This window comes from Streptomyces sp. NPDC012466 (assembly GCF_042955215.1).
GTDB lineage: Bacteria > Actinomycetota > Actinomycetes > Streptomycetales > Streptomycetaceae > Streptomyces.
The window spans coordinates 178,831-205,693 of the sequence record NZ_JBIBEQ010000010.1; the positions used below are offsets into that span (position 1 = coordinate 178,831).

The 26,863-nt window shown below is 72.8% G+C and carries 30 protein-coding genes; 10 read left to right on the forward strand and 20 right to left on the reverse strand.

Annotated elements, in window-relative coordinates:
* Positions 1-154: 154 nt before the first annotated feature.
* Positions 155-886 carry a VIT1/CCC1 transporter family protein gene (locus ACFY9E_RS32210; RefSeq protein WP_390989946.1) on the reverse strand — a complete coding sequence of 244 codons (732 nt, stop codon included), beginning with the start codon at positions 884-886 and terminating at the stop codon, positions 155-157.
* 215 nt (positions 887-1,101) lie between these two features.
* Here ACFY9E_RS32210 and ACFY9E_RS32215 point away from each other — a divergent pair, with 215 nt between their 5' ends.
* Genes ACFY9E_RS32215 through ACFY9E_RS32240 form a run of 6 tightly spaced genes read left to right on the forward strand, consistent with a single transcriptional unit; the run spans position 1,102 to position 7,920 of the window.
* Positions 1,102-2,166 carry an ADP-ribosylglycohydrolase family protein gene (locus ACFY9E_RS32215; RefSeq protein WP_390989949.1) on the forward strand — a complete coding sequence of 355 codons (1,065 nt, stop codon included), beginning with the start codon at positions 1,102-1,104 and terminating at the stop codon, positions 2,164-2,166.
* Entirely contained in the window at positions 2,163-3,386 is a 1,224-nt protein-coding gene (locus ACFY9E_RS32220; RefSeq protein ID WP_390989952.1) for an ADP-ribosylglycohydrolase family protein, read from the forward strand. The genes ACFY9E_RS32215 and ACFY9E_RS32220 overlap by 4 nt, the downstream gene beginning before the upstream one ends.
* A gap of 7 nt (positions 3,387-3,393) precedes the next feature.
* Positions 3,394-4,563 carry an ADP-ribosylglycohydrolase family protein gene (locus tag ACFY9E_RS32225; RefSeq protein ID WP_390989955.1) on the forward strand — a complete coding sequence of 390 codons (1,170 nt, stop codon included), beginning with the start codon at positions 3,394-3,396 and terminating at the stop codon, positions 4,561-4,563.
* Positions 4,551-5,912, forward strand: a complete 1,362-nt coding sequence (locus tag ACFY9E_RS32230; protein WP_390989958.1) for an ADP-ribosylglycohydrolase family protein — start codon at positions 4,551-4,553, stop codon at positions 5,910-5,912. The genes ACFY9E_RS32225 and ACFY9E_RS32230 overlap by 13 nt, the downstream gene beginning before the upstream one ends.
* Positions 5,909-7,108: a CoA transferase gene (locus ACFY9E_RS32235; protein WP_390989961.1), complete on the forward strand. Its 1,200-nt coding sequence runs from the start codon at positions 5,909-5,911 to the stop codon at positions 7,106-7,108. The genes ACFY9E_RS32230 and ACFY9E_RS32235 overlap by 4 nt, the downstream gene beginning before the upstream one ends.
* Entirely contained in the window at positions 7,105-7,920 is an 816-nt protein-coding gene (locus tag ACFY9E_RS32240; protein WP_390989964.1) for an aldolase/citrate lyase family protein, read from the forward strand. The genes ACFY9E_RS32235 and ACFY9E_RS32240 overlap by 4 nt, the downstream gene beginning before the upstream one ends.
* Positions 7,921-7,981: 61 nt before the next feature.
* Here ACFY9E_RS32240 and lgt read toward each other — a convergent pair whose 3' ends face one another.
* From lgt to hisI, 11 genes are all read right to left on the reverse strand, one after another.
* Positions 7,982-8,944 (reverse strand): prolipoprotein diacylglyceryl transferase, encoded by a 963-nt coding sequence (gene lgt / locus ACFY9E_RS32245; protein WP_390989967.1) that lies wholly within the window; start codon positions 8,942-8,944, stop codon positions 7,982-7,984.
* An 84-nt stretch (positions 8,945-9,028) separates the two neighbouring features.
* A complete protein-coding gene (locus ACFY9E_RS32250; protein WP_390989970.1) occupies positions 9,029-9,805 on the reverse strand; it encodes a thioredoxin domain-containing protein in 777 nt (258 codons plus the stop codon).
* An 87-nt stretch (positions 9,806-9,892) separates the two neighbouring features.
* The gene (gene trpA, locus ACFY9E_RS32255; RefSeq protein ID WP_390989973.1) at positions 9,893-10,711 is read right to left on the reverse strand and encodes a tryptophan synthase subunit alpha; all 819 of its coding nucleotides are present in this window, start codon (positions 10,709-10,711) and stop codon (positions 9,893-9,895) included.
* A complete protein-coding gene (gene trpB, locus ACFY9E_RS32260; RefSeq protein WP_390989976.1) occupies positions 10,708-11,991 on the reverse strand; it encodes a tryptophan synthase subunit beta in 1,284 nt (427 codons plus the stop codon). The genes trpA and trpB overlap by 4 nt, the downstream gene beginning before the upstream one ends.
* A gap of 99 nt (positions 11,992-12,090) precedes the next feature.
* Positions 12,091-12,258 (reverse strand): tryptophan biosynthesis modulator TrpM, encoded by a 168-nt coding sequence (trpM, locus tag ACFY9E_RS32265; RefSeq protein ID WP_184982751.1) that lies wholly within the window; start codon positions 12,256-12,258, stop codon positions 12,091-12,093.
* Positions 12,259-12,279: 21 nt separating this feature from the next.
* Entirely contained in the window at positions 12,280-13,089 is an 810-nt protein-coding gene (trpC, locus tag ACFY9E_RS32270) for an indole-3-glycerol phosphate synthase TrpC (RefSeq protein ID WP_030848367.1), read from the reverse strand.
* Between the two features lie 139 nt (positions 13,090-13,228).
* Positions 13,229-13,663: a DUF2752 domain-containing protein gene (locus ACFY9E_RS32275; protein WP_390989981.1), complete on the reverse strand. Its 435-nt coding sequence runs from the start codon at positions 13,661-13,663 to the stop codon at positions 13,229-13,231.
* A gap of 92 nt (positions 13,664-13,755) precedes the next feature.
* Positions 13,756-14,007: an HGxxPAAW family protein gene (locus tag ACFY9E_RS32280; protein WP_390989984.1), complete on the reverse strand. Its 252-nt coding sequence runs from the start codon at positions 14,005-14,007 to the stop codon at positions 13,756-13,758.
* A gap of 109 nt (positions 14,008-14,116) precedes the next feature.
* Entirely contained in the window at positions 14,117-14,758 is a 642-nt protein-coding gene (locus ACFY9E_RS32285; RefSeq protein ID WP_390989987.1) for a TIGR02234 family membrane protein, read from the reverse strand.
* A 41-nt stretch (positions 14,759-14,799) separates the two neighbouring features.
* Positions 14,800-16,281 (reverse strand): anthranilate synthase component I, encoded by a 1,482-nt coding sequence (locus ACFY9E_RS32290; protein ID WP_390989990.1) that lies wholly within the window; start codon positions 16,279-16,281, stop codon positions 14,800-14,802.
* A gap of 11 nt (positions 16,282-16,292) precedes the next feature.
* Positions 16,293-16,679 carry a phosphoribosyl-AMP cyclohydrolase gene (gene hisI / locus ACFY9E_RS32295; RefSeq protein ID WP_390989993.1) on the reverse strand — a complete coding sequence of 129 codons (387 nt, stop codon included), beginning with the start codon at positions 16,677-16,679 and terminating at the stop codon, positions 16,293-16,295.
* A 121-nt stretch (positions 16,680-16,800) separates the two neighbouring features.
* Here hisI and ACFY9E_RS32300 point away from each other — a divergent pair, with 121 nt between their 5' ends.
* On the forward strand, positions 16,801-17,436 hold the full coding sequence (locus ACFY9E_RS32300; RefSeq protein WP_390989996.1) for a TIGR03085 family metal-binding protein: 636 nt from the start codon (positions 16,801-16,803) through the stop codon (positions 17,434-17,436).
* A 49-nt stretch (positions 17,437-17,485) separates the two neighbouring features.
* Here ACFY9E_RS32300 and hisF read toward each other — a convergent pair whose 3' ends face one another.
* Genes hisF through hisD form a run of 8 tightly spaced genes read right to left on the reverse strand, consistent with a single transcriptional unit; the run spans position 17,486 to position 23,196 of the window.
* Positions 17,486-18,241, reverse strand: a complete 756-nt coding sequence (gene hisF / locus ACFY9E_RS32305) for an imidazole glycerol phosphate synthase subunit HisF (RefSeq protein WP_283969703.1) — start codon at positions 18,239-18,241, stop codon at positions 17,486-17,488.
* A gap of 14 nt (positions 18,242-18,255) precedes the next feature.
* On the reverse strand, positions 18,256-18,657 hold the full coding sequence (locus tag ACFY9E_RS32310) for a Rid family hydrolase (RefSeq protein WP_390989999.1): 402 nt from the start codon (positions 18,655-18,657) through the stop codon (positions 18,256-18,258).
* On the reverse strand, positions 18,654-19,379 hold the full coding sequence (gene priA, locus ACFY9E_RS32315; RefSeq protein ID WP_363120104.1) for a bifunctional 1-(5-phosphoribosyl)-5-((5-phosphoribosylamino)methylideneamino)imidazole-4-carboxamide isomerase/phosphoribosylanthranilate isomerase PriA: 726 nt from the start codon (positions 19,377-19,379) through the stop codon (positions 18,654-18,656). The genes ACFY9E_RS32310 and priA overlap by 4 nt, the downstream gene beginning before the upstream one ends.
* Positions 19,376-20,020, reverse strand: a complete 645-nt coding sequence (hisH, locus tag ACFY9E_RS32320; RefSeq protein WP_390990003.1) for an imidazole glycerol phosphate synthase subunit HisH — start codon at positions 20,018-20,020, stop codon at positions 19,376-19,378. Before hisH ends, priA begins: the two co-directional genes overlap by 4 nt.
* Positions 20,017-20,181, reverse strand: a complete 165-nt coding sequence (locus ACFY9E_RS32325; RefSeq protein ID WP_355826654.1) for a hypothetical protein — start codon at positions 20,179-20,181, stop codon at positions 20,017-20,019. The genes hisH and ACFY9E_RS32325 overlap by 4 nt, the downstream gene beginning before the upstream one ends.
* Entirely contained in the window at positions 20,178-20,771 is a 594-nt protein-coding gene (gene hisB / locus ACFY9E_RS32330; protein ID WP_059416503.1) for an imidazoleglycerol-phosphate dehydratase HisB, read from the reverse strand. The genes ACFY9E_RS32325 and hisB overlap by 4 nt, the downstream gene beginning before the upstream one ends.
* Positions 20,768-21,874: a histidinol-phosphate transaminase gene (locus ACFY9E_RS32335; protein ID WP_390990007.1), complete on the reverse strand. Its 1,107-nt coding sequence runs from the start codon at positions 21,872-21,874 to the stop codon at positions 20,768-20,770. Before ACFY9E_RS32335 ends, hisB begins: the two co-directional genes overlap by 4 nt.
* Positions 21,871-23,196, reverse strand: coding sequence for a histidinol dehydrogenase (gene hisD, locus ACFY9E_RS32340; protein WP_390990010.1), 1,326 nt, complete (start codon positions 23,194-23,196; stop codon positions 21,871-21,873). The genes ACFY9E_RS32335 and hisD overlap by 4 nt, the downstream gene beginning before the upstream one ends.
* Before the next feature lie 177 nt (positions 23,197-23,373).
* Here hisD and ACFY9E_RS32345 point away from each other — a divergent pair, with 177 nt between their 5' ends.
* The 3 genes from ACFY9E_RS32345 to ACFY9E_RS32355 all read left to right on the forward strand — a co-directional run bounded on the left by ACFY9E_RS32345 (position 23,374) and on the right by ACFY9E_RS32355 (position 26,856).
* Positions 23,374-24,951 carry an oxidoreductase gene (locus ACFY9E_RS32345; protein ID WP_390990013.1) on the forward strand — a complete coding sequence of 526 codons (1,578 nt, stop codon included), beginning with the start codon at positions 23,374-23,376 and terminating at the stop codon, positions 24,949-24,951.
* Between the two features lie 121 nt (positions 24,952-25,072).
* Entirely contained in the window at positions 25,073-26,104 is a 1,032-nt protein-coding gene (locus tag ACFY9E_RS32350) for a hypothetical protein (RefSeq protein ID WP_390990260.1), read from the forward strand.
* An 11-nt stretch (positions 26,105-26,115) separates the two neighbouring features.
* Entirely contained in the window at positions 26,116-26,856 is a 741-nt protein-coding gene (locus tag ACFY9E_RS32355) for an LON peptidase substrate-binding domain-containing protein (protein ID WP_390990016.1), read from the forward strand.
* Positions 26,857-26,863 lie beyond the last annotated feature (7 nt).

Consider the following 26,863-nt stretch of genomic DNA (forward strand, 5'->3'; position numbering starts at 1 on the left):
GCCCGAGGAGCGGGACAGGCGTCTTCGCCCGCCCGCTGGGGCGCACGGCGAGCGTCGTTGCCCGCAGCGCTTACGGCTCATGCCCGGTGGCCACACAGTCGAAACCCATGAGTAACGGCTACCTATGCGGCCCCTCGCATAGATCCGAGCCGCGCTATCCTACGGCCGTTCCGAACAAGGTGCCCAGGGCGTACGTCACACCGGCCGCCGCACCTCCCAGGAGCAGCTGCCGAAGCCCGCTGTACCACCAGGTGCGCGCCGTCACCCTGGCCACCACCGCGCCGCACAGGAAGAGCCCGAGCAGCGCCAGCAGCACGGCCGGCCACATGCTGCTCGCCCCCAGCAGGTAGGGCAGTACGGGAATCAGCGCGCCCAGCGCGAAGGAGCCAAAGCTCGACACCGCGGCCACGGTGGGCGAGGGCAGGTCGCCGGGGTCGATGCCCAGTTCCTCGCGGGCGTGGATCTCCAGGGCCTGCTCGGGGTCCTTCGACAGCTGCCGGGCCACCTCGCGGGCCAGTCGCGGCTCGACGCCCCTCGACTGGTAGAGCGCCGCGAGCTCGGCCTCCTCGTCCTTGGGGTGCTTGCGCAACTGGCGCCGCTCCACGTCCAGCTCGGCCTCGACGAGCTCGCGCTGCGAGGCGACGGAGGTGTACTCGCCGGCGGCCATCGAGAAGGCACCGGCGGCCAGGCCCGCGAGTCCGCTGAGGACGACGGTGTGCTGACCGACCGCCCCGCCGGCGACACCCGTCATCAGCGCGAGGTTGGAGACGAGGCCGTCCATCGCTCCGAACACCGCGGGACGCAGCCAGCCGCCGTTCACGTCCCGGTGGGTGTGGTTGTCCCGGTGCGCCTCGTGCAGCGTCGCCTCGGTGTCGATGATGGCCATGGAAGATCCCCACTCCCCGCTCTTTGGACAGATTCCAGAGTTTTACAACCCACAAACTACGCTCTGGATTCCACCCTCGCCAGCAAGGAAAGGCTGCGCTAACCTGCGGTTTTACCGCTGAGCGCTCACTTGATCATCACTGTGCGCAGATGTCGACCGGGTGATGCTGGGGCTCATGAGGCTCGGCTCGGTCACCGGAGTGGGACACATGCCGTATGGCACCGATCGCCTGCATCCCCTCCGTCCCGGCGCCCGGGGACGCCGCCGAACTCCGCGCCAGGGCGCGCGGAGCGCTGCTGGGCCTGGCCGTCGGTGACGCGCTCGGGGCCCCGGCCGAGAACATGAAGCCCTCCGAGATCCGGGCCCGGTGGGGCCGGATCACCGGGTACGTCGCCGAGAAGCCGGCGGGCACCGACGACACCGAGTACGCGATCTTCTCCGGGCTCCTCCTCGCCCGGCACGGCTCAGCGCTCACCCCGGCCCATGTGGAGGCGGCCTGGCACGAGTGGATCGCCGACCGCGACGAGGGACCCTTCCGGGGCGCCGGCTTCAGCGAACGCGGCACCCTGGAGAACCTGCGCCGGGGCCTGGCCGCCCCGATCTCCGCCCAGCACCGGCACGCCTGGAGCGACGGCCTGGCCATGCGGGCGGCCCCCTTCGGCGTGTTCGCTGCGGGCCGCCCGGCGGAGGCGGCCCGGCTGGTCGCGATCGACGGCTCGGTGAGCCATGACGGCGAGGGCATCTACGGGGGCCAGGCGGTGGCGGCGGGTGTCGCGGCGGCCATGGCCGGCGCCCCCTCGACCGCGGTCGTGGCCGCGGCCCTCGCGGTCGTCCCCGACGACTCCTGGACGGCCCGCAGCCTGCGCCGCGCGGTGACGGTCGCCCACCGCGGCGAACGCGCGGTCCGCTCCGCGGTCGTCATCGGCGGCTACCCCTGGACCGATCTGGCCCCCGAGGCGGTCGCCCTGGCCTTCGGCGCGTACGCGGCGGCGGACGGCGACTTCGAGCAGTCGGTCCTGACCGCGGTGAACATGGGCCGCGACGCCGACACCACGGCGGCGGTGGCGGGGGCCCTGGCGGGTGCGACGCAGGGCGTCTCGGCGATCCCGCAGGCCTGGGCGACCCCCATCGGCCCGGTCCACGGCAGATGCCTCCCGGCGATGGCGGGCTACCACGTCCTGGACGTGGCGGACCTGCTGACACCGGCGGCACCCGACACGGCGCCGGGCCCGACGGACTTCGTCCTGGCGGCGGGCGACGTGACGGAGGCCCCCGCATGACGGCACAGGAACTGACGCCCCACGAACCGGCGGCCGCCGACGGCGAGTGCGCCCCACGGGAGAGCGAGGCCCCTCGGGTGACGGTTGCGGGCGGTGCGCGAGCGGGAGACAAAAGGGCCGAAGGCCTCCTGCTCGGACTGGCCGCCGGTGACGCCGCGGGCTGGCCCGCCGCCCGCCACAGAGCCGCCCGCATGCCCGACTGGACCCGCCGCCTCACCCGCGAACTGGACACCTTCGCCGAACAGAACGCCACCACCACCCTCCCCGTCCCCATCGCCCTGAACCAGCCTCCGGAGCCCCTCCGCCTCGGCCCCTCCGACGACGCGGAATGGGCGGCCTTCGCCGCCGAAGCACTCCTGCGCGCCGGCGACGACACCGTCCTGAACGACCTCAGCCGCGAACGCCGCACCCGCGCCGCGATCGACCTCACCTGGAACGCCCTCGCGAGCGAGGTCGCCGCGGCAGCGGACCGCGCCCCCGAGATCGAGTCCGCCGTCCTCCCCCTGCGCGCCCGCATCTCAGTCCGTGCCGGCCTGGGCAACCTCGCCACCGGCCTGCGCCCGCCCGCCACCGGCCACGACAACCCGCACTACTTCGACGACGCCGCCTGCGTGCGCGCCTGCGTCCTGGCCGTGGCCCACCCCGGCGACCCCGGCTCCGCCGCCGACCTCGCCGAGTTCGACGCCCGCTACACCCAGGACGGCGACGGCGTACACGGTGCCCGCGCCATGGCGGCGGCGCTCGCCCTCGCCCTGGCCGGCGCGGACGTCGACGCCTGCGTCACGGCGGCCCTGGCCGAACTCCCCGCGCAGACGGAGATCGGCCGCAACGCCCGGCACGCCCTGAAACTCGCCGCCGACGCGGAGGGCGCCTTCGCCCTGGTCCCGCCCCTGGAGCACCAGATCGTCGACCACGTCTACAGCTACGGCATCGCCGCCGCCGAAACCGTCCCGGTCGCCCTCGCCCTGGCCACCGCCGCCCGCGGCCGCATCGCGGAGGCGCTCCCCGCGGCGGCCTGCCTGTCCCGCGTCGCGGACTCCGCCCCGGCCCTCGCGGGCGCCCTCACCGGCGCCCTGGGCGGCGGCGCGTCGATCCCCGCCTCTTGGCGGGACACCTGCCGCACCCTCTCCGGCTGCGTCCTCCCCCGCCTCACCGGCACGGACCTCGTGGAACTCGCCGAACTCCTGGAAGCCGTCCAACCGGCCCGCCCAGGTGGATGATGCGGCCATGCAGCCCAAACCACACCAAAACGCCACCCTGGACGAGCGGATCACCGGAGCCCTGGTCGGAGCGGCGGTCGGCGACGCGCTCGGCGGCCCCGTCGAGGGCTACTCACCCGAGCAGATCCTCGAACGCCACGGCGGCCGCGTCCACGGCATCGTCGGCCCCTGGCACGGCGACGACTGGCGCACGGCGCGCCCCCTCGCCCCGTACCACAAGGGCGACGGCCACGTCACCGACGACACCTTGATGACGCACGCCCTGGTCCGCGTCTACGCCCGGGTCCGCGACCACCTCGACGCCTACGCGATCGCCGACCACCTGGTGCCGGACCTGATGACCGAGCCGCGCTGGATCCCGGAGCTGGAGACGGAGGCCCTGCCCCTCCAGCGGATCTTCCTGGCGGAGAAGTGGCTGGTGACGCGGATCCACTACGGCCATGCCGACCCGCGCGAGGCCGGCACCGGCAACATCGTCAACTGCGGCGCGGCGATGTACATGGCCCCGGTCGGCCTGGTCAACGCGGCCGACCCGAGGGCGGCGTACGCCGAGGCCCTGGACATCGCCGGCGCACACCAGTCGTCGTACGGCCGTGAGGCGGCGGGCGTCCTGGCCGCGGCGGTGGCGGCGGCGTGCACCTCCGGCGCGACCCCGGACTCGGTCGTCTCGGCCTGCCTCTCCCTCGCGAAGGACGGCACCCGGACCGCGATCGAGCGGGCCTGCGAGGAGGCGTCCCGCCACCCGGACTTCGAGTCGGCACTGCGCCCGCTGCGCGAGGCGGTGGCCCCCTACGACACGGTGGGCCCGGACTACCGCGCCCCCTCGCTCGGCGCCCGCCGACCGTCCCGCCTCCACTCGATCGAGGAACTCCCGGTCGCGCTGGGCCTGTTGCTCGTGGCGCGCGGCGACTACCGCCACGCGGTCCTCGGCGCGGTGAACTACGGCCGCGACTGCGACTCCATCGCCACGATGGCCGGCGCCCTGGCAGGCGCCCTGGGCTCCCCGGTCCCGGAGGACTGGGCCAAGACGGTCGCGGAGGCGAGCCGCCTGGACCTGTGGGAACCGGCGGCCACCCTCACCGCCGTGACCCGCGAGATCTTCACCCGCGACGTGGCCCGCCGCCGCGCCCACGAGCAGGCCTTCGCGTCCCTCGGAGGCCGGGAATGCTCCGACTGACCTGGGTCCAGCCGGAGGACCTGATCGGCCACGAGCTCCGCCAGGCGGCCCAGGACGGGCGCGAGCCGAAGCACGTCGCGGCCCGCTGGCGAGCGGCCGGCGGCCCGCAGGCTCCGGCCGCCGCGGGCGCCTCCCCCACCCCGGCCTCCCGCTACCTGCGCCGGCTGGCGAAGGACCTCCTGGACGAACTGGCCGACCTGCCGAGCGTGTTGGCGGACGACGAACCGACGGACCTGGCGAGGATCAAGGCCGCCTGCCCCGACTGGCCCGAACCCGTGGGCCCCCGGGCCACGACCCCGCAGCACCTCGAAGCCGCCTGGCTCGGCCGCGCCACCGGCTGCCTCCTGGGCAAACCCGTCGAGAAGCTCCCCCTCGACGCCATCCGCCGACTTGCCCAGGCCACCGGAAACTGGCCCCTCACCGGCTACTTCACCGCCCGGGGCGTCCCCGGGGAACTCCTGACGCGGCACCCCTGGAACCGCCGCTCGGCGGACACCTCCCTCGCCGAGAACATCGACGGCATGCCCGAGGACGACGACCTCAACTACCCCCTGATCAACCTCGTCCTCCTCCAACGCCACGGCAGGGCCTTCACCACCACGGACGTGGCCCGGACCTGGCTCGACGAACTCCCCGCCGGCCGCACCTTCACCGCCGAGCGCATCGCCTACCGCAACCTGCTCGACGGCCTCGAACCCCCGCACACGGCCCGCCACCGCAACCCGTTCCGGGAGTGGATCGGCGCCCTGATCCGCGCCGACGTCCACGGCTGGACCAACCCCGGCGACCCGGCCGCAGCCGCCGAACAGGCCCACCGGGACGCCACCCTCACCCACACCGCCAACGGCGTCTACGCGGCCATGTTCGCGGCGGCCGGCATCGCCGCGGCGGCGACCGGCGCACACGACGTCCACACCTGCCTGCGGACCGGCCTCACCGTCGTCCCGCCACGCTCCCGCCTGGCCCGGGCCGTCCGCGAGGCCGTCCGGCTGGCGCACGAGCACGAGGACTTCGACACGGTCGTCGACGCACTCCACGCCCGCCACGCCGGCACCCACCACTGGGTGCACGCCGTCCCCAACACCGCGCTGATCGCTGCCGCCCTCACCCACGCGAACGGCGACTTCGCCGGCTCCGTCTGCCGTGCCGTGAGCGGCGGCTGGGACACCGACTCCAACGGCGCGACGGCCGGCGGCATCGCCGGGCTGCTGGCGGGGCACCCCGGGGCGCTCCCCGACCACTGGACGGCGCCCCTGAAGAACCGGCTGTCGACGTCCGTCGGCGACTTCAACGGCATCGGCTTCGACACCCTCGCCCACCTCACGCACCGGGAGACCCTCCGCCCATGACCGCGCCCACGACCGCGCCCCTCACCGGCCTCCGCGTCCTCGACCTGGCCACCCTCTTCGCCGGCCCGATGGCCGCCACCCTGCTCGGCGACTTCGGCGCCGAGGTCGTCAAGATCGAGCACCCGAGGAAGCCGGACCCCTCCCGTGGCCACGGTCCGTCGAAGGACGGCGTGGGCCTGTGGTGGAAGATGCTCGGCCGCAACAAGCGCACCATGACTCTCGACCTGTCCAAGCCCGGCGGCCGCACCACGCTCCTGCGTCTGGCCGCGACCGCCGACGTGGTCATCGAGAACTTCCGCCCCGGCACCCTGGAGAAGTGGGACCTCGGCTGGCCGGAGCTGTCGGCCGTCAACCCCCGGCTGGTCCTGGCCCGCGTCACCGGCTTCGGCCAGTTCGGCCCCTACGCGCACCGCCCCGGCTTCGGCACCCTCGCCGAGGCGATGAGCGGCTTCGCCGCGATCACCGGCGAACCGGACGCGCCCCCGACCCTCCCGCCCTTCGGCCTGGCCGACTCCATCGCGGGTCTGACGACGGCGTACGCCGTGATGACGGCGCTCGCCGCCCGCGAGCGCACCGGCGAGGGCCAGGTCGTCGACCTGGCCCTGATCGAACCGATCCTGGCCGCACTGGGCCCCCAGCCCCTCTGGTACGACCAGCTCGGCCACGTCCAGCCCCGCACCGGCAACCGCTCCCCCAACAACGCCCCGCGCGGCGTCTACCGGACGGCGGACGGCACCTGGGTCGCCGTCTCCACCTCGGCCCAGTCGGTCGCGGAACGCGTGATGCACCTGGTCGGCCGCCCGGAACTGATCGACGAGCCCTGGTTCGCCTCGGGCGCCGACCGCGCCCGGCACGCCGATGTCCTCGACGAGGCGGTCGGCGGCTGGATCGCCGCACGCACCCGCACCGACGTCATGGCCGCCTTCGAGAAGGCGGAGGCGGCGGTGGCCCCGGTCCAGGACGTCCAGGGCGTGATGGCGGACCCTCAGTACCAGGCCCTGGACACCATCACCACCGTCGACGACCCCGAACTCGGCCCGCTGCGCATGCAGAACGTCCTCTTCCGGCTCTCCGCCACGCCCGGCGCGATCCGCTGGGCCGGCCGCCCGCACGGCGCGGACACCGACGAGGTCCTCACCGAACTGGGTCTCACCCCGGCCGACCTCACGGCGCTGCGCGCGGAGGGCGCCCTGTGACGGCGTTCCCGCTCACCTGGCTGTACGCCCCGGGCGACCGCCCCGGCGTGGTGGCGAAGGCCCTGACCTGCGGCGCCGACGTCGTCGTCATCGACCTGGAGGACGCGGTCGCCCCCGACCGCAAGGCCTACGCCCGCGCCGCGACCGCCGACCTCCTCGGCGACCCGCCGGCCGTCCCGGTCCACGTCCGCGTCAACGCCCTGGACAGCCCCTGGGGCGAGCAGGACCTCGCGGCACTGGCCCCGGCACCGGGGCTCTCCGGCCTCCGCCTTCCCAAGATCACCTCACCGGCCGAGGTCACCCACGCCGCACGCCGAGCCGCCCGCGCCGACCTGTACGCCCTGCTGGAGACGGCCCTCGCCGTGGAACAGGCGTACGCCATCGCCGGCGCCCACCCGAACCTGCGCGGCATCGCGCTCGGCGAGGCCGACCTGCGGGCCGACCTCGGCGTTCGCGACGACACGGGCCTCGACTGGCCCCGCTCCCGGGTGGTCGTGGCGGCCCGGGCCGCAGGGCTGCCCCCGCCGTCCCAGTCCGTCCACCCGGACATCCGCGACCTGGACGGGCTGGCCGCCTCCTGCGCCCACGGCCGCGCCCTGGGCTTCCTCGGGCGCGCCGCGATCCACCCCCGGCAGCTCCCGGTGATCGAACGGGCCTATCTGCCCACCGAGGCGGAGATCGAGCGGGCGGAGGCGGTCCTGAAAGCGGCCGCCGCGGAGCGGGGCGCGCAGGCCCTCCCGGACGGCTGCTTCATCGACGCGGCGGTGGTGACGGCGGCCCGGCGCACCCTGTCCCTGGCCGGCCGCCGCTGACACGCCGAGAGCGCCCGGGGATCTCCCCGGGCGCTCTCGAACCGTCACACAGGACAGGCCGTCAGGTCTTCTTCCCCGAGCCGGCCTCGTTCTTGGCCGCGTCCGCCTCGGCCTCGTCCGCGACCTGGTCGTCCTTGCCGGCGACCTCGTCGTCCTTGCCCGTCTCATCGGACGTCCCGCCGCCGTCGGCGTCAGCGCCGGAAGCCGGAGCGCCGGGCTCCACGACGTCCTCCCGCCCGGGCCGCTTCCTCGACGACACCACGAGGTACGTCACCGCGAGCAGGAACACGAAGATCGCGGTCCAGACGTTCAGCCGGAGACCCAGGATGTGGTGGGCGTCGTCGACCCGCATGTACTCGATCCACGCCCGGCCGGTGCAGTACGCGGCGACGTACAGCGCGAACGCCCGGCCGTGTCCGAGGCGGAAGCGGCGGTCCGCCCAGATGACCAGGAACGCCACGCCGATGCACCACAGCGACTCGTACAGGAACGTCGGGTGGTACGTGCCCGGCACCCGGCCGTCCGAGGAGGAGGTGATCTCCAGGGCCCACGGCAGATCGGTGGGCTTGCCGTACAGCTCCTGGTTGAACCAGTTGCCCCAGCGGCCGATCGCCTGGGCGAAGGCGATGCCCGGCGCGACGGCGTCGGCGTAGGCGGGCAGCGGGATGCCGCGGCGGCGGCAGCCGATCCACGCGCCCAGCGCGCCGAGCGCGATCGCGCCCCAGATGCCGAGGCCGCCCTCCCAGATCTTGAAGGCGTCCACCCAGTCACGGCCCTCGCTGAAGTACAGCTCGTAGTCCGTGATCACGTGGTAGAGGCGGCCGCCGATCAGACCGAAGGGCACGGCCCAGACGGCGATGTCGGCCACCGTGCCGGCCCGCCCGCCCCGGGCGATCCAGCGTTTGTTGCCGAGCCAGACGGCAACGAAGACGCCGATGATGATGCAGAACGCGTAGCCGCGCAGCGGAATGGGGCCGAGGTACAGCACCCCGCGCGACGGGCTGGGAATGAAGGCAAGTTCCATGGCAAGGTCGACGCTACCGTGCCGCACCGGGGCCGCGGTGGGCAGCCCGGCTACGGGTCCATAACGGGGGCGTGAGAACAGCTCTTACCCCTTGTTCGCCTCCTGCACCATCTGCTTCAGCTTGGCCGGGGTCATCGTCCGGTCCTGGTAGATGTTCTTGCCGTCGAACAGCACGGTCGGCGTGCCCGAGAAGCCGCCCTTGTCGAAGGCCTGGTGGGACTTGGCGACCCAGCCGTTGTGCGTGCCCTTCTCGACGCAGGTGCGGAAGGCGGGGGTGTCCAGGCCGTCGACCTTGCCGGCCAGCTCGATCAGCTTGGCCTTGTTCGCGTAGGCGTCGTCGACCTCCGGGGGCTGGTTGTCGAACAGCACGTCGTGGTAGGCGGGGAACTTGCCGGCGTCCTGGGCGCAGGCCGCGGCGTTGGCCGCGTTGCGGGAGCCGGTGCCGCGCATGTTGCCGTCGATGAGGGTGACCAGGTGGTACTCGGTCCTCAGCTGTCCCGCGTTCGTCAGCTCGTGGATCACCGGACGGTACGCCGTCTCGAAGGACTTGCAGGCCGGGCAGCGGAAGTCCTCCCACACCGTGAGCGTGGACTTGGCGCCGTCCTTGCCGACCGGGATGGCCAGGCTGTCCTTGCCCTGGGCTCCCGAGGGCGCCACGACCGGGCCCGAGGCCTCGCTGTCGTCGTCCTTGCCGGCGTTGGCCGCGACGACGCCGATCACCGCCGCGAGTCCCAGGACGGCGACGACGGCCCCGCCCACGATCAGCGCGCGCCGGCGCTTGTCCGCGGACCTCTGCTTCTCGCGCTCGACCGCCAGCTTCTCCCGGGCGGTGCGCTTTCCCTCACGGTTCTTCTCGCTCACACCCCGGAAACGAACCGGGGAGGCGCACCGCGCCTCCCCGGCCCCAGGTCCACCCGTACGAGGGACCTGCATGACTTCCGGCTTTTCTTACGCCTGTCCGCGCACGCCCTTCGCGAGGTCACCCGCCAGTGCGCGCACGGCCTCGACACCGGCCGCGTCGTCCGGGGCGTCCAGCATCGCCTTGACGAAGGCGGAGCCGACGATCACGCCGTCGGCGAAGCCCGCGACCTCGGCGGCCTGGGCGGGCGTGGAGACGCCGAGCCCGACGCAGACCGGCAGGTCCGTGCCCGTGGCCCGGGTGCGTTCCACCAGGTCCTGGGCCTGCGAGCTGACGGTGGCGCGGGTGCCGGTGACACCCATGAGGGAGGCGGCGTAGACGAATCCGCTGCCGGCCGCGGTGATCTGCGCGAGCCGTTCGTCCTTGCTGCTGGGCGCCACGACGAAGACGGTGGCGAGACCGTGCTTCTCCGCGTGCTCCCTCCACAGGCCCGACTCCTGTACGGGCAGGTCGGGCAGGATGCACCCGGCGCCGCCCGCCTCGGCGAGCTCGGCGGTGAACCGCTCGACGCCGTAGCGGTCGATGGGGTTCCAGTACGTCATGACGAGGATCGGCTTGCCGGTGGCCCGGTGGGCCTCGCGGACCGTGCGCATCACGTCGGCGATCTTCACGCCGCCGCGCAGGGCGATGTCGTCGGCGGTCTGGATGACGGGGCCGTCGAGGACGGGGTCGCTGTGCGGCAGGCCCACCTCGACGACGTCGGCGCCGCCGTCGATGACGGCCTTGATCGCGTCGATGCCGCCGTCCACGGTCGGGAACCCGGCCGGGAGGTAGGCGATGAGCGCGGCGCGCCCCTCGGACTTGGCCGCGGCGAGGGTGTCGCCCAACAGCCGGATGTTCCCGCTCACTTGGCGTCCCCCTCGATCTCTGCGGTGCCGGAGGCGTCCTCGGCGACCTCGGCGTCGGTGTCGTACAGGCCGAAGTAGCGGGCGGCGGTGTCCATGTCCTTGTCACCGCGGCCGGAGAGGTTGACCACGATCAGCCCGTCCTTGCCCAGCTCCTTGCCGACCTCCAGGGCGCCGGCCAGCGCGTGGGCGCTCTCGATGGCCGGGATGATGCCCTCGGTGCGCGACAGCAGGCGCAGGGCCTGCATCGCCGCGTCGTCGGTGACCGCGCGGTACTCGCCGCGGCCGGAGTCCTTCAGGTACGAGTGCTCGGGGCCGATGCCCGGGTAGTCCAGACCGGCCGAGATCGAGTACGGCTCGGTGATCTGGCCCTCGTCGTCCTGGAGGACGTAGGAGCGGGAGCCGTGCAGGATGCCGGGCTCGCCGGCGGTGAGGGTCGCGGCGTGCTCGCCGGTCTCGACGCCGTGCCCGGCCGGTTCGCAGCCGATGAGGCGTACGCCGGTGTCCGGGATGAAGGCGTGGAAGAGGCCGATGGCGTTGGAGCCGCCCCCGACGCAGGCGACGGCCGCGTCGGGGAGGCGCCCGGCGCGCTCCAGGAGCTGGCGGCGGGTCTCGACGCCGATGACCCGGTGGAAGTCGCGGACCATCGCCGGGAAGGGATGCGGCCCGGCGACGGTGCCGAAGAGGTAGTGCGTGTGCTCGACGTTGGCGACCCAGTCGCGGAAGGCCTCGTTGATGGCGTCCTTCAGCGTGCGGCTGCCGGACTTCACGGCGATGACCTCGGCGCCGAGCATGCGCATGCGGGCGACGTTGAGGGCCTGGCGCTGGGTGTCGATCTCCCCCATGTAGATCGTGCATTCGAGACCGAAGAGCGCACAGGCGGTGGCCGTGGCCACGCCGTGCTGGCCCGCGCCGGTCTCGGCGATGACCCGGGTCTTGCCCATGCGCTTGGTGAGCAGGGCCTGGCCCAGGACGTTGTTGATCTTGTGGGAGCCGGTGTGATTCAGGTCCTCGCGCTTGAGGAAGACCCGGGCGCCTCCGGCGTGCTCGGCGAACCGGGGCACCTCCGTGAGCGCGGAGGGGCGGCCGGTGTAGTTGACCAGGAGGTCGTCGAGTTCCCTGGCGAACTCCGGGTCGTGCTTGGCCTTGTCGTACTCGACGGCCACCTCGTCGACGGCTGCGACGAGGGCCTCGGGGATGAACTTGCCGCCGAAGGCCCCGAAGTAGCCTTCGGGGCTGGGCGTGTGACCCTCGGGGTCGGGGATGAAGAATTGGCTGGGCATGCGGAAACCTTCACGGTGAGTGTGTGTGAGATGCACTGATCGCCGTGGGGGCAGGGATGGGTGTTGGCTGCGTGGTTGCTCGCGCCGTTCCCCGCGCCCCTAAAGGGCGCGCTGCCATCGCATGCCGTTGACCTGCCCGGGTTCGTCACCGATGACGTACCGGACACGGCGGCCGTGGACCCGGCGGGCCGGGGCACGGCAGCCGCGGGGGCGGCAGCCGCGCGCGAGGCGGGCGTACCGGTCCACGGTCGTCATGGTGAGAGTCATCGGGCCAAGCCTAGCGAATGATCAGCTCCGGCCGTGCCGGAGCGCGGGGTGCTCGCCGGCCGCCACCAGGTCCGAGACCGCCGTCCTCGGGTCCTTGCCGGTCACGAGGGACTCGCCGACCAGGACCGCGTCGGCGCCGGCGTTGGCGTAGGCGATGAGGTCGTGCGGGCCGCGGACGCCGGACTCGGCGATCTTGATGATGTGGTCGGGGATCTCCGGCGCCACCCGCTCGAAGGTGCCGCGGTCGACCTCGAGGGTCTTGAGGTTGCGCGCGTTGACGCCGATCACCCGGGCGCCGGCGTCGACCGCCCGCTCGACCTCGTCCTCGTCGTGGACCTCGACGAGCGGTGTGAGCCCGATGGACTCGGCGCGCTCGATGAGGGACTCCAGGGCGGGCTGGTCCAGGGCGGCGACGATCAGCAGCACGACGTCGGCGCCGTAGGCGCGGGCCTCCCACAGCTGGTACGACGTGACGATGAAGTCCTTGCGCAGCACGGGGATGTCCACCCGGGCGCGGACGGCCTCGAGGTCGGCGAGCGAACCGCCGAAGCGGCGCTCCTCGGTGAGGACGGAGATGACGGCCGCGCCGCCCGCCTCGTAGTCGGCGGCGAGTCCGGCCGGGTCGGCGATCGCGGCCAGCGCGCCCTTGGACGGGCTGGAGCGCTTGACCTCACAGATGACCTTGACGCCGTCGCCGCGCAGTGCGGCCGCGCCGTCCTTGGCCGCGGGAGCCTTCGCCGCGCGCTCCTTGAGCTCGTCGAGGCTGACGCGCGCCTGCCGCTCCGCGAGGTCGGCACGGACTCCGTCGATGATCTCGTCGAGCACACTCACGCGAGCGGCCCCCTTCCAGACTCTTGACAGTTCCAGCGACCGATCGGAAACCGATGGTCACTGCGATGGTATCCGCAGCCGGGCGTAGGCCTCACATCCGGTTGACGCCGGTCCCACTACCTGGACATCCGTCTGTTGATCAAGGATGGAGCCAGCCACCGAAGGGCAGGTTCCGGACAACGGTGAAGACCAGCAGCAACACCCCGAGGCTCCACACCAGCCCCGGGCGGGGGTCGATCCGCAGCGGGCGCCCGCGGGCCGCGTGCACCACCCATACGGTCCACAGCACGGCGAAGCCCAGATAGCCGAGGGTCGCGAGCGCGTTGGCGTGCAGCGCCGCCGGGACGTCCCCGTGGACGACGGCGTGCGCGCTGCGCAGTCCGCCGCAGCCGGGGCAGTAGAGGCCGGTGTAACGCAGCAGCGGGCAGGCGGGATAGTGGCCGGGTTCGTTCGGGTCCACGGCGCCCACGTAGGCGAAGGCGGCGGCGACGGCCGCGAGCACCCCGGCGGGGACGGCCAGCCGGCCCGGGACGCGGGACGTCACCCTTCGGCTCTCGGCGTTCACGGTAAGCATTGTGCCCCGTACGCGCGCGAGGGGCGGTTCCGGCACCCGTGTGCCGGCCGCCCCTCCCGTGAGGACGTGCTCCGCGGACCGTGCCGCGGGGGTCAGCTCCCGGCGCCGGCCGGCTCGCGGTCGCCCGTGGTGCGGTGCGGCTGCTGGGCCTCCTTGGGCTGGCCCAGGCCCATCATCCGCATGATGCCGCCGACGACACCCCCGAGCAGCACGACCACCATGCCCGCCCAGAAGCCCAGCGGCTGGTCCATCACCATGAACGCGCCCGCGACGCAGAAACCGATGAAGGCGATGATGACACCGGTCCAGGCGGCCGGGGTGTGACCGTGGCTGCTGCCCGCCATTGCTTGCTCCTCGTTGCTGTGTGCGTGTCTGAGCAGGACGCTCGTGGCCATTGTCGCGCACGCGCGCCCGCGGGGTGAGCGGGGGTGCCTCCCCGTCCCCCGTGTGGGCTCAGGCCCCGGTCGGGTCCTCGCCGCGGTCGAGTGCCTTCCACAGGTCCTCGGGCCGGTCGGGGTCGACGGCGGGGGCCTTGCGGCGCGGCTGGGGCGTGCCGCCGCGCTCGTAGCGGCCGGACATGGCGGGCCACAGCCGTCCGTAGCGCAGGGCGAGCAGTCCGGCCAGGAGGATCAGCACGCCGCCGACGACCGCGACGTACGGCCAGGCGGTGTGGCCGAGGGCGTCGACGGAGGCCGAGGTGTCGCCGGAGGCCTGGGCGGCCTGCTCGTCGAGCGCGGAGCTGTCGGAGGCGCCGAGCAGGGCCGCGACGACGATGCCGGCGCCGGAGAGCGCCAGCAGCCCGGCGACGACGAAGCGGCCGGCGCGGCGGACGGCGAAGACGGCGACGAGCGCGGCGAGGCCCACTATGGCGAGCGCCGCGGGAACGCCCGTGACGTCGCTGCCCTTGGCGGTCAGGGGGAAGGCGCCACCGGCCACCGTCGCGGTGCCCTGCGACCATTGCTGCCGGGTGGCGAGCAGCGCCACGGCCGCGCCGAGCGCGCCGCTCAGCAGCGCGACGGCGAGGCTCAGGCGGCCGGCCCGGGCGGATGCGGGGGCTTCGGAACGGGGGTGAGGTACAGCAGTCACGTACCCCACTATCGCCTGAACCCCGGGCGAACCGTCACCCGGGGTTCATCTCAGGCCTTTCCGAGCCGGTTCGCGGTGTGGACGGCCCGCAGGACCGCGGCCGCCTTGTTGCGGCACTCGGTGTCCTCGGCGACCGGGTCGGAGTCGGCGACGATGCCCGCGCCGGCCTGCACGTACGCGGTGCCGTCGCGCAGGAGGGCCGTGCGGATGGCGATGGCGGTGTCGGAGTCGCCGGCGAAGTCGAGGTAGCCGACGCAGCCGCCGTAGAGGCCGCGCCGGGACGGTTCGAGTTCGTCGATGATCTGCATGGCGCGCGGCTTGGGGGCGCCGGAGAGGGTGCCGGCCGGGAAGCAGGCGGTGAGGACGTCGAAGGCGGTGCGGCCCCGGGCGACGCGGCCCGTCACCGTCGAGACGATGTGCATCACGTGCGAGTACCGCTCGACGGACATGAAGTCGACGACCTCGACCGAGCCGGGCTCGCAGACCCGCCCCAGGTCGTTGCGGCCGAGGTCGACGAGCATGAGGTGCTCGGCGCGCTCCTTGGGGTCGGCGAGCAGTTCGTCGGCGAGGGCCTGGTCCTCCTGCGGGGTGGCACCGCGCCAGCGGGTGCCGGCGATGGGGTGGACCATGGCCCGGCCGTCCTCGACCTTGACCAGGGCCTCGGGGGACGATCCGACGACGTCGAAGCCGTCGAAGCGGAACAGGTACATGTACGGGGAGGGGTTGGTGGCCCGCAGGACCCGGTAGACGTCCAGTGCGCTCGCCGTGCACGGCGTCTCGAAGCGCTGGGAGGGGACCACCTGGAAGGCCTCGCCGGCCCGGATGCGCTCCTTGATGTCCTCGACGGCCACCTGGAAGTCGGGGCCGCCCCACAGCGCGGTGTACTCGGGGAGCTCGGAGGGCGGGAGCACGGCCGGGGGCTGGGCGACCGGGCGGGAGAGGTCGGCCTCCATGGCGTCGAGGCGGGCCACGGCGTCGGCGTGGGCCTCGTCGACGCCCGTCTCCAGGTCGTTGTGGTTGATCGCGTTGGCGATCAGCAGGACCGAGCCCTCCCAGTGGTCCATGACGGCCAGGTCGCTGGTGAGGAGCATGGTCAGCTCGGGCAGCTTCAGGTCGTCGCGCTCGCCGGGGCCGACCTTCTCCAGGCGGCGGACGATGTCGTAGCCGAGATAGCCGACCATGCCGCCGGTGAAGGGCGGCATGCCCTCCTGGTGGGGGGTGTGCAGGGCCTCGATGGTGGCGCGCAGGGCGGCGAGGGGGTCGCCGTCCGTGGGGACGCCGACGGGCGGGGCGCCGAGCCAGTGGGCCTGCCCGTCGCGTGCGGTCAGCGTGGCCGCCGAGCGGACCCCCACGAAGGAGTACCGGGACCAGGAGCGGCCGTTCTCCGCGGACTCCAGCAGGAAGGTGCCGGGGCGCTCGGCGGCGAGCTTGCGGTAGAGCGCGACCGGGGTGTCGCCGTCGGCGAGGAGCTTGCGGGTGACGGGGATGACCCGCCGGTCGGTGGCGAGCTTGCGGAAGGTCTCGAGGTCCATGGCCGCTGACCTTACTGATCCGGGGCGGGGCGGGCGGAGCCGCCGTCCTTGAGGAGCACGTCCTCGTCGAAACAGGTGCGGGCTCCGGTGTGGCAGGCGGCGCCGACCTGGTCGACCTTGACGAGCACGGTGTCCGCGTCGCAGTCCAGGGCGACGGACTTCACCCACTGGAAGTGGCCGGAGGTGTCGCCCTTGACCCAGTACTCCCGGCGGCTGCGCGACCAGTAGGTGCACCGGCCGGTGGTCAGGGTGCGATGCAGCGCCTCGTCGTCCATCCAGCCGAGCATGAGCACCTCGCCGGTGTCGTACTGCTGGGCGATGGCGGGCAGGAGGCCGTCGGCGCTGCGCTTGAGGCGCGCGGCGATCTCCGGGTCGAGGCGACTGGGCGTACTCGTCATGCCGACCATTGTGCCGCGCGCCACTGACAGGCCAAGTGGAGTGTCCACTGGGCGAAACGCCCGACGGCGGGGAACGGCACGTCTGCTGGGCTGACCGGGGGACCGGCCGTAGGCTGGCCGCATGTCGACCCATGCCAAGCGTGAACGACTTCTCCTCGCCGACCTGTTGGAGACCGCGGGTCCGGACGCGCCCACCCTGTGCGAGGGCTGGACGACCCGGGATCTCGCCGCCCACGTCGTGGTGCGCGAGCGCCGCCCGGACGCCGCGGGCGGGATACTGATCAAGCAGCTCGCGCCGCGTCTGGACAAGGTGATGGCGGAGTACACCGCCAAGCCGTACGAGGAGCTGATCCAGCTGATCCGTACGGGCCCGCCGCGTTTCTCCCCCTTCTCCCTCAAGCCGGTCGACGAGGCGTCGAACATCATCGAGTTCTACGTCCACACCGAGGACGTCCGCCGCGCCCAGCCCGACTGGTCGCCCCGCGACCTGGACACGGTCTTCCAGGACGCCCTGTGGTCCCGTCTGGAACGCACGGCCCGCCTGATGGGGCGCGGCGTGCCGACGGGCCTGGTCCTGCGCCGCCCCGACGGCCAGACGGTGGTCGCTCACCGCGGCACCCCGGTGGTCACGGTGACCGGCGAGCCGTCCGAGCTGGTCCTGTTCTGCTACGGCCGCCAGAGCGCGGCCAAGGTCGGCCTGGACGGCGACGAGAACGCGATCGCGAAGCTGCACGAGACGAAGCAGCTCGGGATCTGAGAAAGCCCCGGCCGCACGGCGCGGCCGGGGCTCCCGTCGGACGGGGACGTCAGCGCACCGGGTGCCCCGCCTCCCGCAGCGTCTCCTTGACCTGGCCGATGCGCAGGTCGCCGAAGTGGAACACCGACGCGGCCAGGACCGCGTCCGCGCCCGCCTCGACGGCCGGGGGGAAGTCGGTCAGCCTGCCCGCGCCGCCCGAGGCGATGACCGGGACCGTGACGTGCTTGCGGACGGCCCGGATCATCTCCAGGTCGTAGCCGTCCTTGGTGCCGTCGGCGTCCATCGAGTTGAGCAGGATCTCGCCCGCGCCGAGCTCCGCGGCCCGGTGCGCCCACTCCACGGCGTCGATGCCGGTGCCGCGGCGGCCGCCGTGGGTGGTCACCTCGAAGGAGCCCGACTCGGTGCGGCGGGCGTCCACCGACAGGACCAGGACCTGGCGGCCGAAGCGCTCGGCGATCTCGCGGATCAGCTCCGGGCGGGCGATGGCGGCCGTGTTGACGCCGACCTTGTCCGCGCCGGCCCGCAGCAGCTTGTCCACGTCCTCGGCCGTGCGGACGCCGCCGCCGACCGTGAGGGGGATGAACACCTGCTCGGCCGTGCGGCGCACGACGTCGTACGTGGTCTCACGGTTGCCCGACGAGGCGGTGATGTCCAGGAACGTCAGCTCGTCGGCGCCCTCGGCGTCGTACACCTTGGCCATCTCGACGGGGTCGCCCGCGTCGCGCAGGTTCTGGAAGTTGACGCCCTTGACGACCCGGCCGTTGTCCACGTCCAGGCAGGGGATGACTCGGACCGCCAGGGTCATGAATCCTGCTCCTCTTAGTGTTCCTGTGAGGGTGTCCCTCGGAATGCTTCCACTTCCACCGACACCAGGACCCGGGAGTCCATGAAGCCCTGCACGATCAGCAGGGTCGTGACCGGGCGTACGGCGTCGAACATCTCCTTGTGCGCCCGGCCCACGGCGTCGACGTCCCGGGCGTGTGCCAGGCACACCCGGGTGCGGATCACGGACTCGGGTGTGAGCCCGAACTCGGCGATCGCCTCCAGGGCGGTGGTGAAGGCGACCTTGGCCTGCTCGTACGGGTCGCCCTCGCCGTAGAGCACGTCGCCCTTGAACGCGGTCGTGCCCGCGACCAGCACACGGTCGCCCGCCGCGACGGCGCGTGCAAAACCGAAGGACTCTTCCCAGGGACTTCCGCTCTGCACACGCCGCACGGTCATGACGACACAGCCTCCAAGGCCTCTTCCAGGGTGAACGCCTTCGCGTACAGCGCCTTCCCGACGATGGCCCCCTCGACACCGAGCGGGACGAGATCGGCGATGGCCCGCAGGTCGTCGAGCGAGGAGACCCCGCCGGAGGCGACGACCGGGCGGTCGGTTGCGGCGCACACGTTGCGCAGGAGTTCCAGGTTGGGGCCCTGGAGGGTGCCGTCCTTGGCGATGTCGGTGACGACGTACCGTGCGCAGCCCTCCTTGTCGAGGCGCTCCAGCGTCTCGTAGAGGTCGCCGCCGTCGCGGGTCCAGCCGCGGCCGCGCAGGGTCGTGCCGCGGACGTCGAGACCCACCGCGATCTTGTCGCCATGCTCGGCGATGACCTTGGCGACCCATTCCGGGGTCTCCAGGGCGGCCGTGCCGAGGTTGACGCGCTTGCAGCCGGTGGCGAGGGCGGCGGCGAGGGTGTCGTCGTCACGGATGCCGCCGGACAGCTCCACCTTGATGTCCATGGCCCGGGCGACCTCGGCGATCAGCTCGCGGTTGTCCCCCGTGCCGAAGGCGGCGTCCAGGTCGACCAGGTGCAGCCACTCGGCGCCGGAGCGCTGCCAGGCCAGGGCGGCCTCCAGCGGGGAGCCGTAGGAGGTCTCCGTGCCGGACTCGCCGTGCACCAGGCGGACGGCCTGGCCGTCGCGGACGTCGACGGCGGGGAGGAGTTCGAGCTTGCTCACAGTGTTCCGATCCAGTTGGTGAGGAGCTGGGCTCCGGCGTCGCCGGACTTCTCGGGGTGGAACTGCGTGGCCCACAGGGCGCCGTTCTCGACGGCCGCGACGAACGGCTTGCCGTGCGTGGACCAGGTGACCTTGGGGGCCGTCATCGCGGGGTTGTGCGTTTCCAGCGACCAGTCGTGGACGGCGTAGGAGTGCACGAAGTAGAAACGGGCGTCCGCGTCCAGGCCCGCGAACAGCTGCGAACCGGGCGCCGCCTCGACGGTGTTCCAGCCCATGTGGGGCACGATCTCGGCCTGGAGCGGCTCGACCGAGCCGGGCCACTCGTCGAGGCCCTCGCTCTCCACGCCGTGCTCGATGCCGCGCGCGAAGAGGATCTGCATGCCGACGCAGATGCCCATGACCGGGCGGCCGCCGGACAGCCGGCGGTCGACGATCCAGTCGCCGCGCGCCTCGCGCAGGCCCGTCATGCAGGAGGCGAAGGCGCCGACGCCGGGCACCAGCAGGCCGTCGGCGTTCAGGGCCTTGTCGTAGTCACGCGTGATCTCCACGTCTGCCCCGGCGCGGGCGAGGGCACGCTCGGCGGAACGGACGTTGCCGAATCCGTAGTCGAAGACGACGACCTTCTTCTGCGGGGCGCTCAATTCCACACCTCCAGCCTCACCACACCGGCCACCAGGCACATCGCGGCGCCGATGGACAGCAGCACGATCAAACCCTTGGGCATCTTCTGCTTGACGAAGGAGTAGATCCCGCCGGCGAGGAAGAGGCCGACGACGATCAGCAGGGTCGAGATGCCGTTCACAGGGCGCCCTTCGTGGAGGGGAGGATGCCGGCCGCGCGCGGATCGCGCTCGGACGCGTAACGCAGGGCCCGGGCGAGCGCCTTGAACTGGCACTCCACGATGTGGTGCGCGTTGCGCCCGTAGGGCACGTGCACGTGCAGCGCGATCTGCGCCTGGGCCACGAAGGACTCCAGGATGTGCCGGGTCATGGTGGTGTCGTACTCGCCGATCATCGGCGCCATCTTCTCGGGCTCGGTGTGCACGAGGTACGGGCGGCCGGACAGGTCGACGGTGACCTGGGCGAGGGACTCGTCCAGCGGGACCGTGCAGTTGCCGAAGCGGTAGATGCCCACCTTGTCGCCGAGGGCCTGCTTGAAGGCGGCGCCGAGGGCGAGGGCGGTGTCCTCGATGGTGTGGTGCGAGTCGATGTGCAGATCGCCCTCGGTCTTCACGGTCAGGTCGAACAGACCGTGCCGGCCGAGCTGGTCGAGCATGTGGTCGTAGAAGCCGACGCCGGTGGAGATCTCCGTCTTGCCCGTGCCGTCGAGGTCGATCTCGACGAGGACGGACGTCTCCTTGGTGGTCCGTTCGACGCGTCCTACGCGGCTCATAGCTCCTGCTCCTTCTTCAGTTCACGGACCGCGTCGAGGAACGCGTCGTTCTCTTCGGGGGTTCCGGCGGTGACCCGGAGCCAGCCGGGTACGCCGTTGTCCCGGACCAGGACGCCCCGGTCGAGGATCTTCCGCCAGGTCTCGTGGGAGTCCTCGAACAGGCCGAACTGCACGAAGTTGGCGTCCGAGGCGGTCACCTCGTAGCCGATCGCGAGCAGTTCGGTGACCAGGCGGTCCCGTTCGGTCTTGAGCTGCTCGACGTAGCCCAGCAGCGTGTCGGTGTGCTCCAGGGCGGCCAGGGCGGTCGCCTGGGTGACGGCCGACAGGTGGTAGGGCAGCCGGACCAGCTGGACGGCGTCGACGACGGCCGGGTGCGCGGCGAGGTAGCCGAGGCGCAGGCCCGCCGCGCCGAACGCCTTCGACATCGTGCGGGAGACGACCAGGTTGGGGCGTCCCTCCAGCAGCGGCAGCAGCGAGTCGCCGTGGCTGAACTCGATGTACGCCTCGTCGATCACGACCATCGACGGTTTCGCCGCCTGCGCGGCCTCGTACAGCGCGAGGACCGTCTCGGGCGGAACGGCGGTGCCCGTGGGGTTGTTGGGGGTGGTGACGAAGACGACGTCCGGCCGGTGCTCGGCGATGGCCTTCTCCGCCGCCGCCAGGTCGATCGTGAAGTCGTCGTTGCGGGGGCCGGAGATCCAGCCGGTGCCGGTGCCGCGCGAGATGAGGCCGTGCATCGAGTACGACGGCTCGAAGCCGATCGCGGTGCGGCCCGGTCCGCCGAAGGTCTGCAGCAGCTGCTGGATGACCTCGTTGGAGCCGTTGGCCGCCCAGACGTTGGCCACGCCGACCTCGTGGCCGGAGGTGTCCGTCAGGTACTCGGCCAGCCGTGTGCGCAGCTCGACCGCGTCCCGGTCGGGGTAGCGGTTGAGGGTGCGGGCCGCCTCACGGACCCGCTCGGCGATCCGTTCGACCAGCGGCTCGGGCAGCGGGTAGGGGTTCTCGTTGGTGTTCAGCCGTACGGGGACGTCCAGCTGGGGCGCGCCGTAAGGGGACTTGCCGCGGAGCTCGTCCCGTACGGGGAGATCGTCGATGCCTGTCACTTGCTTCCGGGTACCTTCCAACCGAACCGGGCCTTGATCGCCGCGCCGTGGGCCGGCAGGTCCTCCGCCTCCGCCAGCGTCACCACGTGGTGCGCGACCTCGGCCAGCGCGTCCTGCGTGTAGTCGACGATGTGGATGCCGCGCAGGAAGGACTGGACGGACAGGCCCGAGGAGTGGCAGGCGCAGCCGCCGGTGGGCAGGACGTGATTGGAGCCGGCCGCGTAGTCGCCGAGGGAGACCGGGGCCCAGGGGCCGACGAAGATCGCGCCGGCGTTCCGGACGCGGTCGGCCACGGCGGCGGCGTCCGCCGTCTGGATCTCCAGGTGCTCGGCGCCGTACGCGTCGACCACCCTCAGGCCCTCGTCGATGCCGTCGACCAGGACGATCGCGGACTGCCGGCCGGACAGGGCCGGGACGATCCGGTCGTCGATGTGCCGGGTGGCAGCGACCTGCGGCTCAAGTTCCTTCTCGACGGCGTCGGCGAGCCGGACGGAGTCCGTGACCAGGACGGCGGCGGCCAGCGGGTCGTGCTCGGCCTGGCTGATCAGGTCGGAGGCGACGTGCACCGGGTCGGCCGTGTCGTCGGCGAGGACGGCGATCTCGGTCGGGCCGGCCTCGGCGTCGATGCCGATCTTGCCGGTGAAGTAGCGCTTGGCGGCGGCGACCCAGATGTTGCCGGGGCCGGTGACCATGTTCGCGGGCGGGCAGGACTCGGTGCCGTAGGCGAACATCGCGACGGCGGTGGCACCGCCGGCCGCGTACACCTCGTCGACGCCGAGCAGCGCGCAGGCGGCGAGGATCGTCGGGTGCGGCAGGCCGCCGAAGTCGGACTGGGCGGGCGAGGCGAGCGCGATGGACTCGACGCCGGCCTCCTGCGCGGGCACCACGTTCATGATCACGGAGGACGGATACACGGACCTGCCGCCGGGCGCGTACAGCCCCACGCGGTCGACCGGCACCCACTTCTCGGTCACGCTGCCACCGGGCACGACCTGCGTGGTGTGCGTGGAGCGGCGCTGCTCGCGGTGGACGGTACGGGCGCGGCGGATGGACTCCTCCAGGGCCGCGCGCACGGCCGGGTCGAGCTCCTGGAGCGCGCGGGTGAGCGCGGCGGCCGGCACCCGCACTTGGTCCAGCCGGACCCCGTCGAACCGCTCGGCGGCGTCGATCAGCGCCGCGTCGCCCCGATGATGCACGTCCTCGCAGAGGAGACGCACCTTCTCGAGGGCGGCCGCTACGTCGAAGTCGGCTCGGGGCAGCAGGTCACGCAGGGCGGGGCCCTCGGGAAGGGCGTCGCCGCGCAGATCGGTTCGGGAGATCACGTGCCCAATTCTCTCAGACCCGGGTGAGGCGCCGTTCGCGCGTATCAATGGCTGATACAGAAGCCGCCGGAACCCGGAAGATCCCCTTCACCTCCTGCTTTCGGGGCGTCACACAGCGGGCATGAACAGTTGTACGAAGGAACCAACCGGCGAGTACCCGGGGAGGATGGAAGAACTGTGACCGAGGGGGCCGGCGTCCGTGCCGGGGATCTGCCCGACGACCTGACCGCGGCCGAGGCCGGCATGTGGCAGGCCTTCCGCAACGGGACCGTGTACGACCTGAGCAGCGGCGACGCCGTGGCGGACGATCCGCACGGCGGTCATCCGTGGGGCGGGGAGCGGACCGTGCGGGCCCGGATCGTGTGCTGGCTGCTCCTGGACGGCCCGCCCGCCCTGGCCGGCCGCGTGTCCTCGCTGAAACTCGTCGGCGTGCAGGTCAGCGGCTCGCTGGACCTCGCGGGCGGCACGGTGGTGCCGTACGTCGAGATGCGCCGGTGCCGGTTCGAGCAGGACGTGCTGCTCCCGGAGGCCCGCTTCACGACCCTGCGGATGGTGGACTGCTCGGTGCCGCGGCTCGAGGCGGCCCGGGTGCACACCGAGGGTGATCTGCATCTGCCGCGCTGCCGCTTCCACCACGGCATCCGGCTCACGGACGCGCAGATCGGCACGGACCTGATGCTGAACCAGGCGCTCGTGCACCGGGACCACAGCGGCCGGTCGATCGCCGCGGACGGCCTGACCGTCGGCCAGGACTTACAGGCCGAGCTGCTGGAGTCGCACGGCGAGCTGAGCCTGCGCGCGGCCACCGTCGGCGTCTCCCTGAGCCTGCGCGGTGCCCGCCTGGCCAACCCGTACGCGCGGCTCGCGCTGAACGCCCCGCAGCTGACCGTCGAGCGCAGCCTGTACCTCACCCCGGCGGGGGTCGGCGCCCAGGCGATGAGCGGAATGACTCCGGCACAGGGGACGCGGATCCAGCGCTTCGAGTGCGAGGGCGGGATGCGGCTGGACGACGGGCGGTTCGGCGACGCCGTCGACTTCGAGCAGGCCCGATTCACCCTCACCGACGACCAGGAGCTGTCGCTGCGCCGGGTGCAGACTCCCGAGCTGCGGTTCCTCGGGGAGCAGCCGGCGCGCGGGCGGGTGGTGCTGTCCGGGGCGAAGGTCATCAACCTGATGGACCGGGCCGACGCCTGGCCGGGCCCCGGCCGGCTGCACATGGGCGGCTTCGCCTACGAGAACCTCGTGCCGCGCGGACCGTTCCCGCTGGCCGAGCGGCTGGACTGGGTGGCGGCGGCGACCGCCGAGTACAACCCGGAGCCGTACGAGCGGCTCGCGGCCGTGCTGCGGGCCGGCGGGGAGGACGAGGACGCCCGCGAGGTGCTGCTCGCCAAGCAGCGCCGGCATCGCGAGAGCCTGCCGATGGCGGCCAAGCTGTGGGGGTACGCGCAGGACTGGACGGTCGCCTACGGGTACCGGCCGGGCCGGGCCGCGGTGTGGATGGCGGTGCTGTGGGCGGCGGGCTCGCTCACCTTCGCGCAGGCCGGCCATCCGCCGATGAAGCGGGGCGAGCATCCGGAGTGGAATCCCACGCTCTTCACCCTCGATCTGCTGCTGCCGGTCATCGACCTGGGCCAGGTGGGCTTCTGGCAGCTGCGCGGGGCCTGGCAGTGGCTGGCGACGGCGATGATCCTGCTGGGCTGGGTCCTGGCGACGACGGTGGCGGCGGGGGCCACACGGCTGCTGCGGCGCAACTGATGATGCTGCTGTGACCAAAGTTGTTGAACTGTCACACCTTTACGCTCTCTTGACCATCGGACGTACAACTTTCCGCAGGTTCAATGAACGGTCTGGCGCCGCGATGACCACCCGACTTTCAATGGTCGGCACCATGGCAATGCAGCTCCCGTTCATCCGCCCGAGCCGGATGGCAAGGACCTCCCCCCACCTCGCCGGCGAGCCCCGCACCGACGACGAGGTGCTGCTCGACGCACCGGACGCCCGGCTGAGTCCGGCGCTGGTCGCCGCCGCCCGCGGCGACCACGGGCCGGCCGCCGGCCTGCTCCTGGCCACCCGCGCGGCCTCCGAATGGGAACGGCGCGACCGGTACGTCACCCGGCTGGCCGCCTTCGCGCGCTCACGGCCCGAGTGGCTGGACGCCTGGCTCGCCACCGCCCCGCAGGACCCCGACGCGCTGCTGGTCCGGGCCCAGCTGGCGGTGGACCGCGCCTGGCGGTCACCGGCCCGGGCCGAGCTGCTGCGCGAGGTGAGCCCGCTGATCACGGCCGCGGCCCGGGGCGACCAGCGGGATCCGGTGCCGTGGCGGCTCGCGCTCGACCACGCCCGGGGCGCCCAGGCCGGGCACACGTACTTCGAGGAGCTGTGGGAGGCGGCCGTACGCCGTGCCCCGCACCACTACGGCTGCCATGTGGCGGCGCTGCGCTACCTGGCCACCTACTGGCACGGTTCGCACCACGAGTGCTTCGACTTCGCCGACCGGGCCGCCCAGGACGCTCCCCCCGGCGCGCTCGTCCAGGCGCTCCCGCTGCGGGCCGCCTTCGGCTACCTCACCGACGGCTGCGGGCCCGAGGTGTCCCGTGAGCGGCTGGACGCGGCCGTGGACCGGGCGATCGCGCTGTCCCCGCGGCTGCCGGCGGCCGATCCCTGGCCGGCCCGGATGCGGAACCTGCTGATCTTCGTCCTGGTGCGCCTGGAGCGCTGGCAGGACGCCGGCGAACAGCTGCGCCTGAACGGCCCGTACGCCACCTCGTTCCCCTGGGACCAGGTGTCGGACGACCCGCTCGGCCACTTCCTGCGGGTACGCGACGACATCCGGGCCGCGACGGCCGCGGACCCGTCCTGGCATCCACGGAGTGAACGGGGCGGACGGGTCCGTCCCGGCGACCATTAGGCTTTTGCGTCGTGACCACCGTCCGGCTCCCCCTCTTCCCCCTGAACTCGGTGCTGTTCCCGGGGCTCGTACTCCCTCTCAACGTCTTCGAGGAGCGGTATCGCGCCATGATGCGCGAACTGCTGAAGACGCCGGAGGACGAGCCGCGCCGATTCGCCGTCGTGGCGATCCGGGACGGCCACGAGGTGGCCCCGACCGCGCCCGGCATGCCCGATCCGACGGCCGTGCCCGAGCGGGGACCGGCGGCCGGTTTCGGCACGCACCCGGCCAAGGCGTTCCACAAGGTGGGCTGCATCGCGGACGCGGCGACGATCCGGGAGCGCACCGACGGCTCCTTCGAGGTGCTGGCGACCGGCACCACCCGGGTGAAACTGCTGTCGGTCGAGGCGTCCGGGCCCTTCCTGACGGCCGAGCTGGAGCCACTGGCGGAGGAGCCCGGAGACGAGGCCGCGCCGCTGGCCGTGGGGGTGCTGCGGTCCTTCCGCCAGTACCAGAAGCGGCTGGCCGGGGCACGGGAACGCTCCCTCGCGACCGGAGCCGACCTGCCCGACGAGCCGGGCGTGGTGTCGTACCTGGTGGCGGCGGCGATGATGCTGGACACCCCGGCCAAGCAGCGCCTGCTCCAAGCCCCCGACACGGCGTCCCGCCTGCGCGACGAGCTGAAACTCCTTCGCTCCGAGACGGCGATCATCCGTAGTCTGCCGTCGTTGCCGGCGTCGGATCTGACGCGCGGCCCGATGAGCCTCAACTGAGCGGATC

Bases quoted from the DNA above. Each gene is read 5' to 3' on its own strand.
- ACFY9E_RS32210 (WP_390989946.1), bottom strand. From the start codon at position 886: ATGGCCATCATCGACACCGAGGCGACGCTGCACGAGGCGCACCGGGAC.
- ACFY9E_RS32215 (WP_390989949.1), top strand. From the start codon at position 1,102: ATGGCACCGATCGCCTGCATCCCCTCCGTCCCGGCGCCCGGGGACGCC.
- ACFY9E_RS32220 (WP_390989952.1), top strand. From the start codon at position 2,163: ATGACGGCACAGGAACTGACGCCCCACGAACCGGCGGCCGCCGACGGC.
- ACFY9E_RS32225 (WP_390989955.1), top strand. From the start codon at position 3,394: ATGCAGCCCAAACCACACCAAAACGCCACCCTGGACGAGCGGATCACC.
- ACFY9E_RS32230 (WP_390989958.1), top strand. From the start codon at position 4,551: ATGCTCCGACTGACCTGGGTCCAGCCGGAGGACCTGATCGGCCACGAG.
- ACFY9E_RS32235 (WP_390989961.1), top strand. From the start codon at position 5,909: ATGACCGCGCCCACGACCGCGCCCCTCACCGGCCTCCGCGTCCTCGAC.
- lgt (WP_390989967.1), bottom strand. From the start codon at position 8,944: ATGGAACTTGCCTTCATTCCCAGCCCGTCGCGCGGGGTGCTGTACCTC.
- trpB (WP_390989976.1), bottom strand. From the start codon at position 11,991: ATGCCCAGCCAATTCTTCATCCCCGACCCCGAGGGTCACACGCCCAGC.
- trpM (WP_184982751.1), bottom strand. From the start codon at position 12,258: ATGACTCTCACCATGACGACCGTGGACCGGTACGCCCGCCTCGCGCGC.
- ACFY9E_RS32275 (WP_390989981.1), bottom strand. From the start codon at position 13,663: ATGCTTACCGTGAACGCCGAGAGCCGAAGGGTGACGTCCCGCGTCCCG.
- ACFY9E_RS32280 (WP_390989984.1), bottom strand. From the start codon at position 14,007: ATGGCGGGCAGCAGCCACGGTCACACCCCGGCCGCCTGGACCGGTGTC.
- ACFY9E_RS32290 (WP_390989990.1), bottom strand. From the start codon at position 16,281: ATGGACCTCGAGACCTTCCGCAAGCTCGCCACCGACCGGCGGGTCATC.
- hisI (WP_390989993.1), bottom strand. From the start codon at position 16,679: ATGACGAGTACGCCCAGTCGCCTCGACCCGGAGATCGCCGCGCGCCTC.
- ACFY9E_RS32300 (WP_390989996.1), top strand. From the start codon at position 16,801: ATGTCGACCCATGCCAAGCGTGAACGACTTCTCCTCGCCGACCTGTTG.
- hisF (WP_283969703.1), bottom strand. From the start codon at position 18,241: ATGACCCTGGCGGTCCGAGTCATCCCCTGCCTGGACGTGGACAACGGC.
- ACFY9E_RS32310 (WP_390989999.1), bottom strand. From the start codon at position 18,657: ATGACCGTGCGGCGTGTGCAGAGCGGAAGTCCCTGGGAAGAGTCCTTC.
- hisB (WP_059416503.1), bottom strand. From the start codon at position 20,771: ATGAGCCGCGTAGGACGCGTCGAACGGACCACCAAGGAGACGTCCGTC.
- ACFY9E_RS32350 (WP_390990260.1), top strand. From the start codon at position 25,073: ATGGTCGGCACCATGGCAATGCAGCTCCCGTTCATCCGCCCGAGCCGG.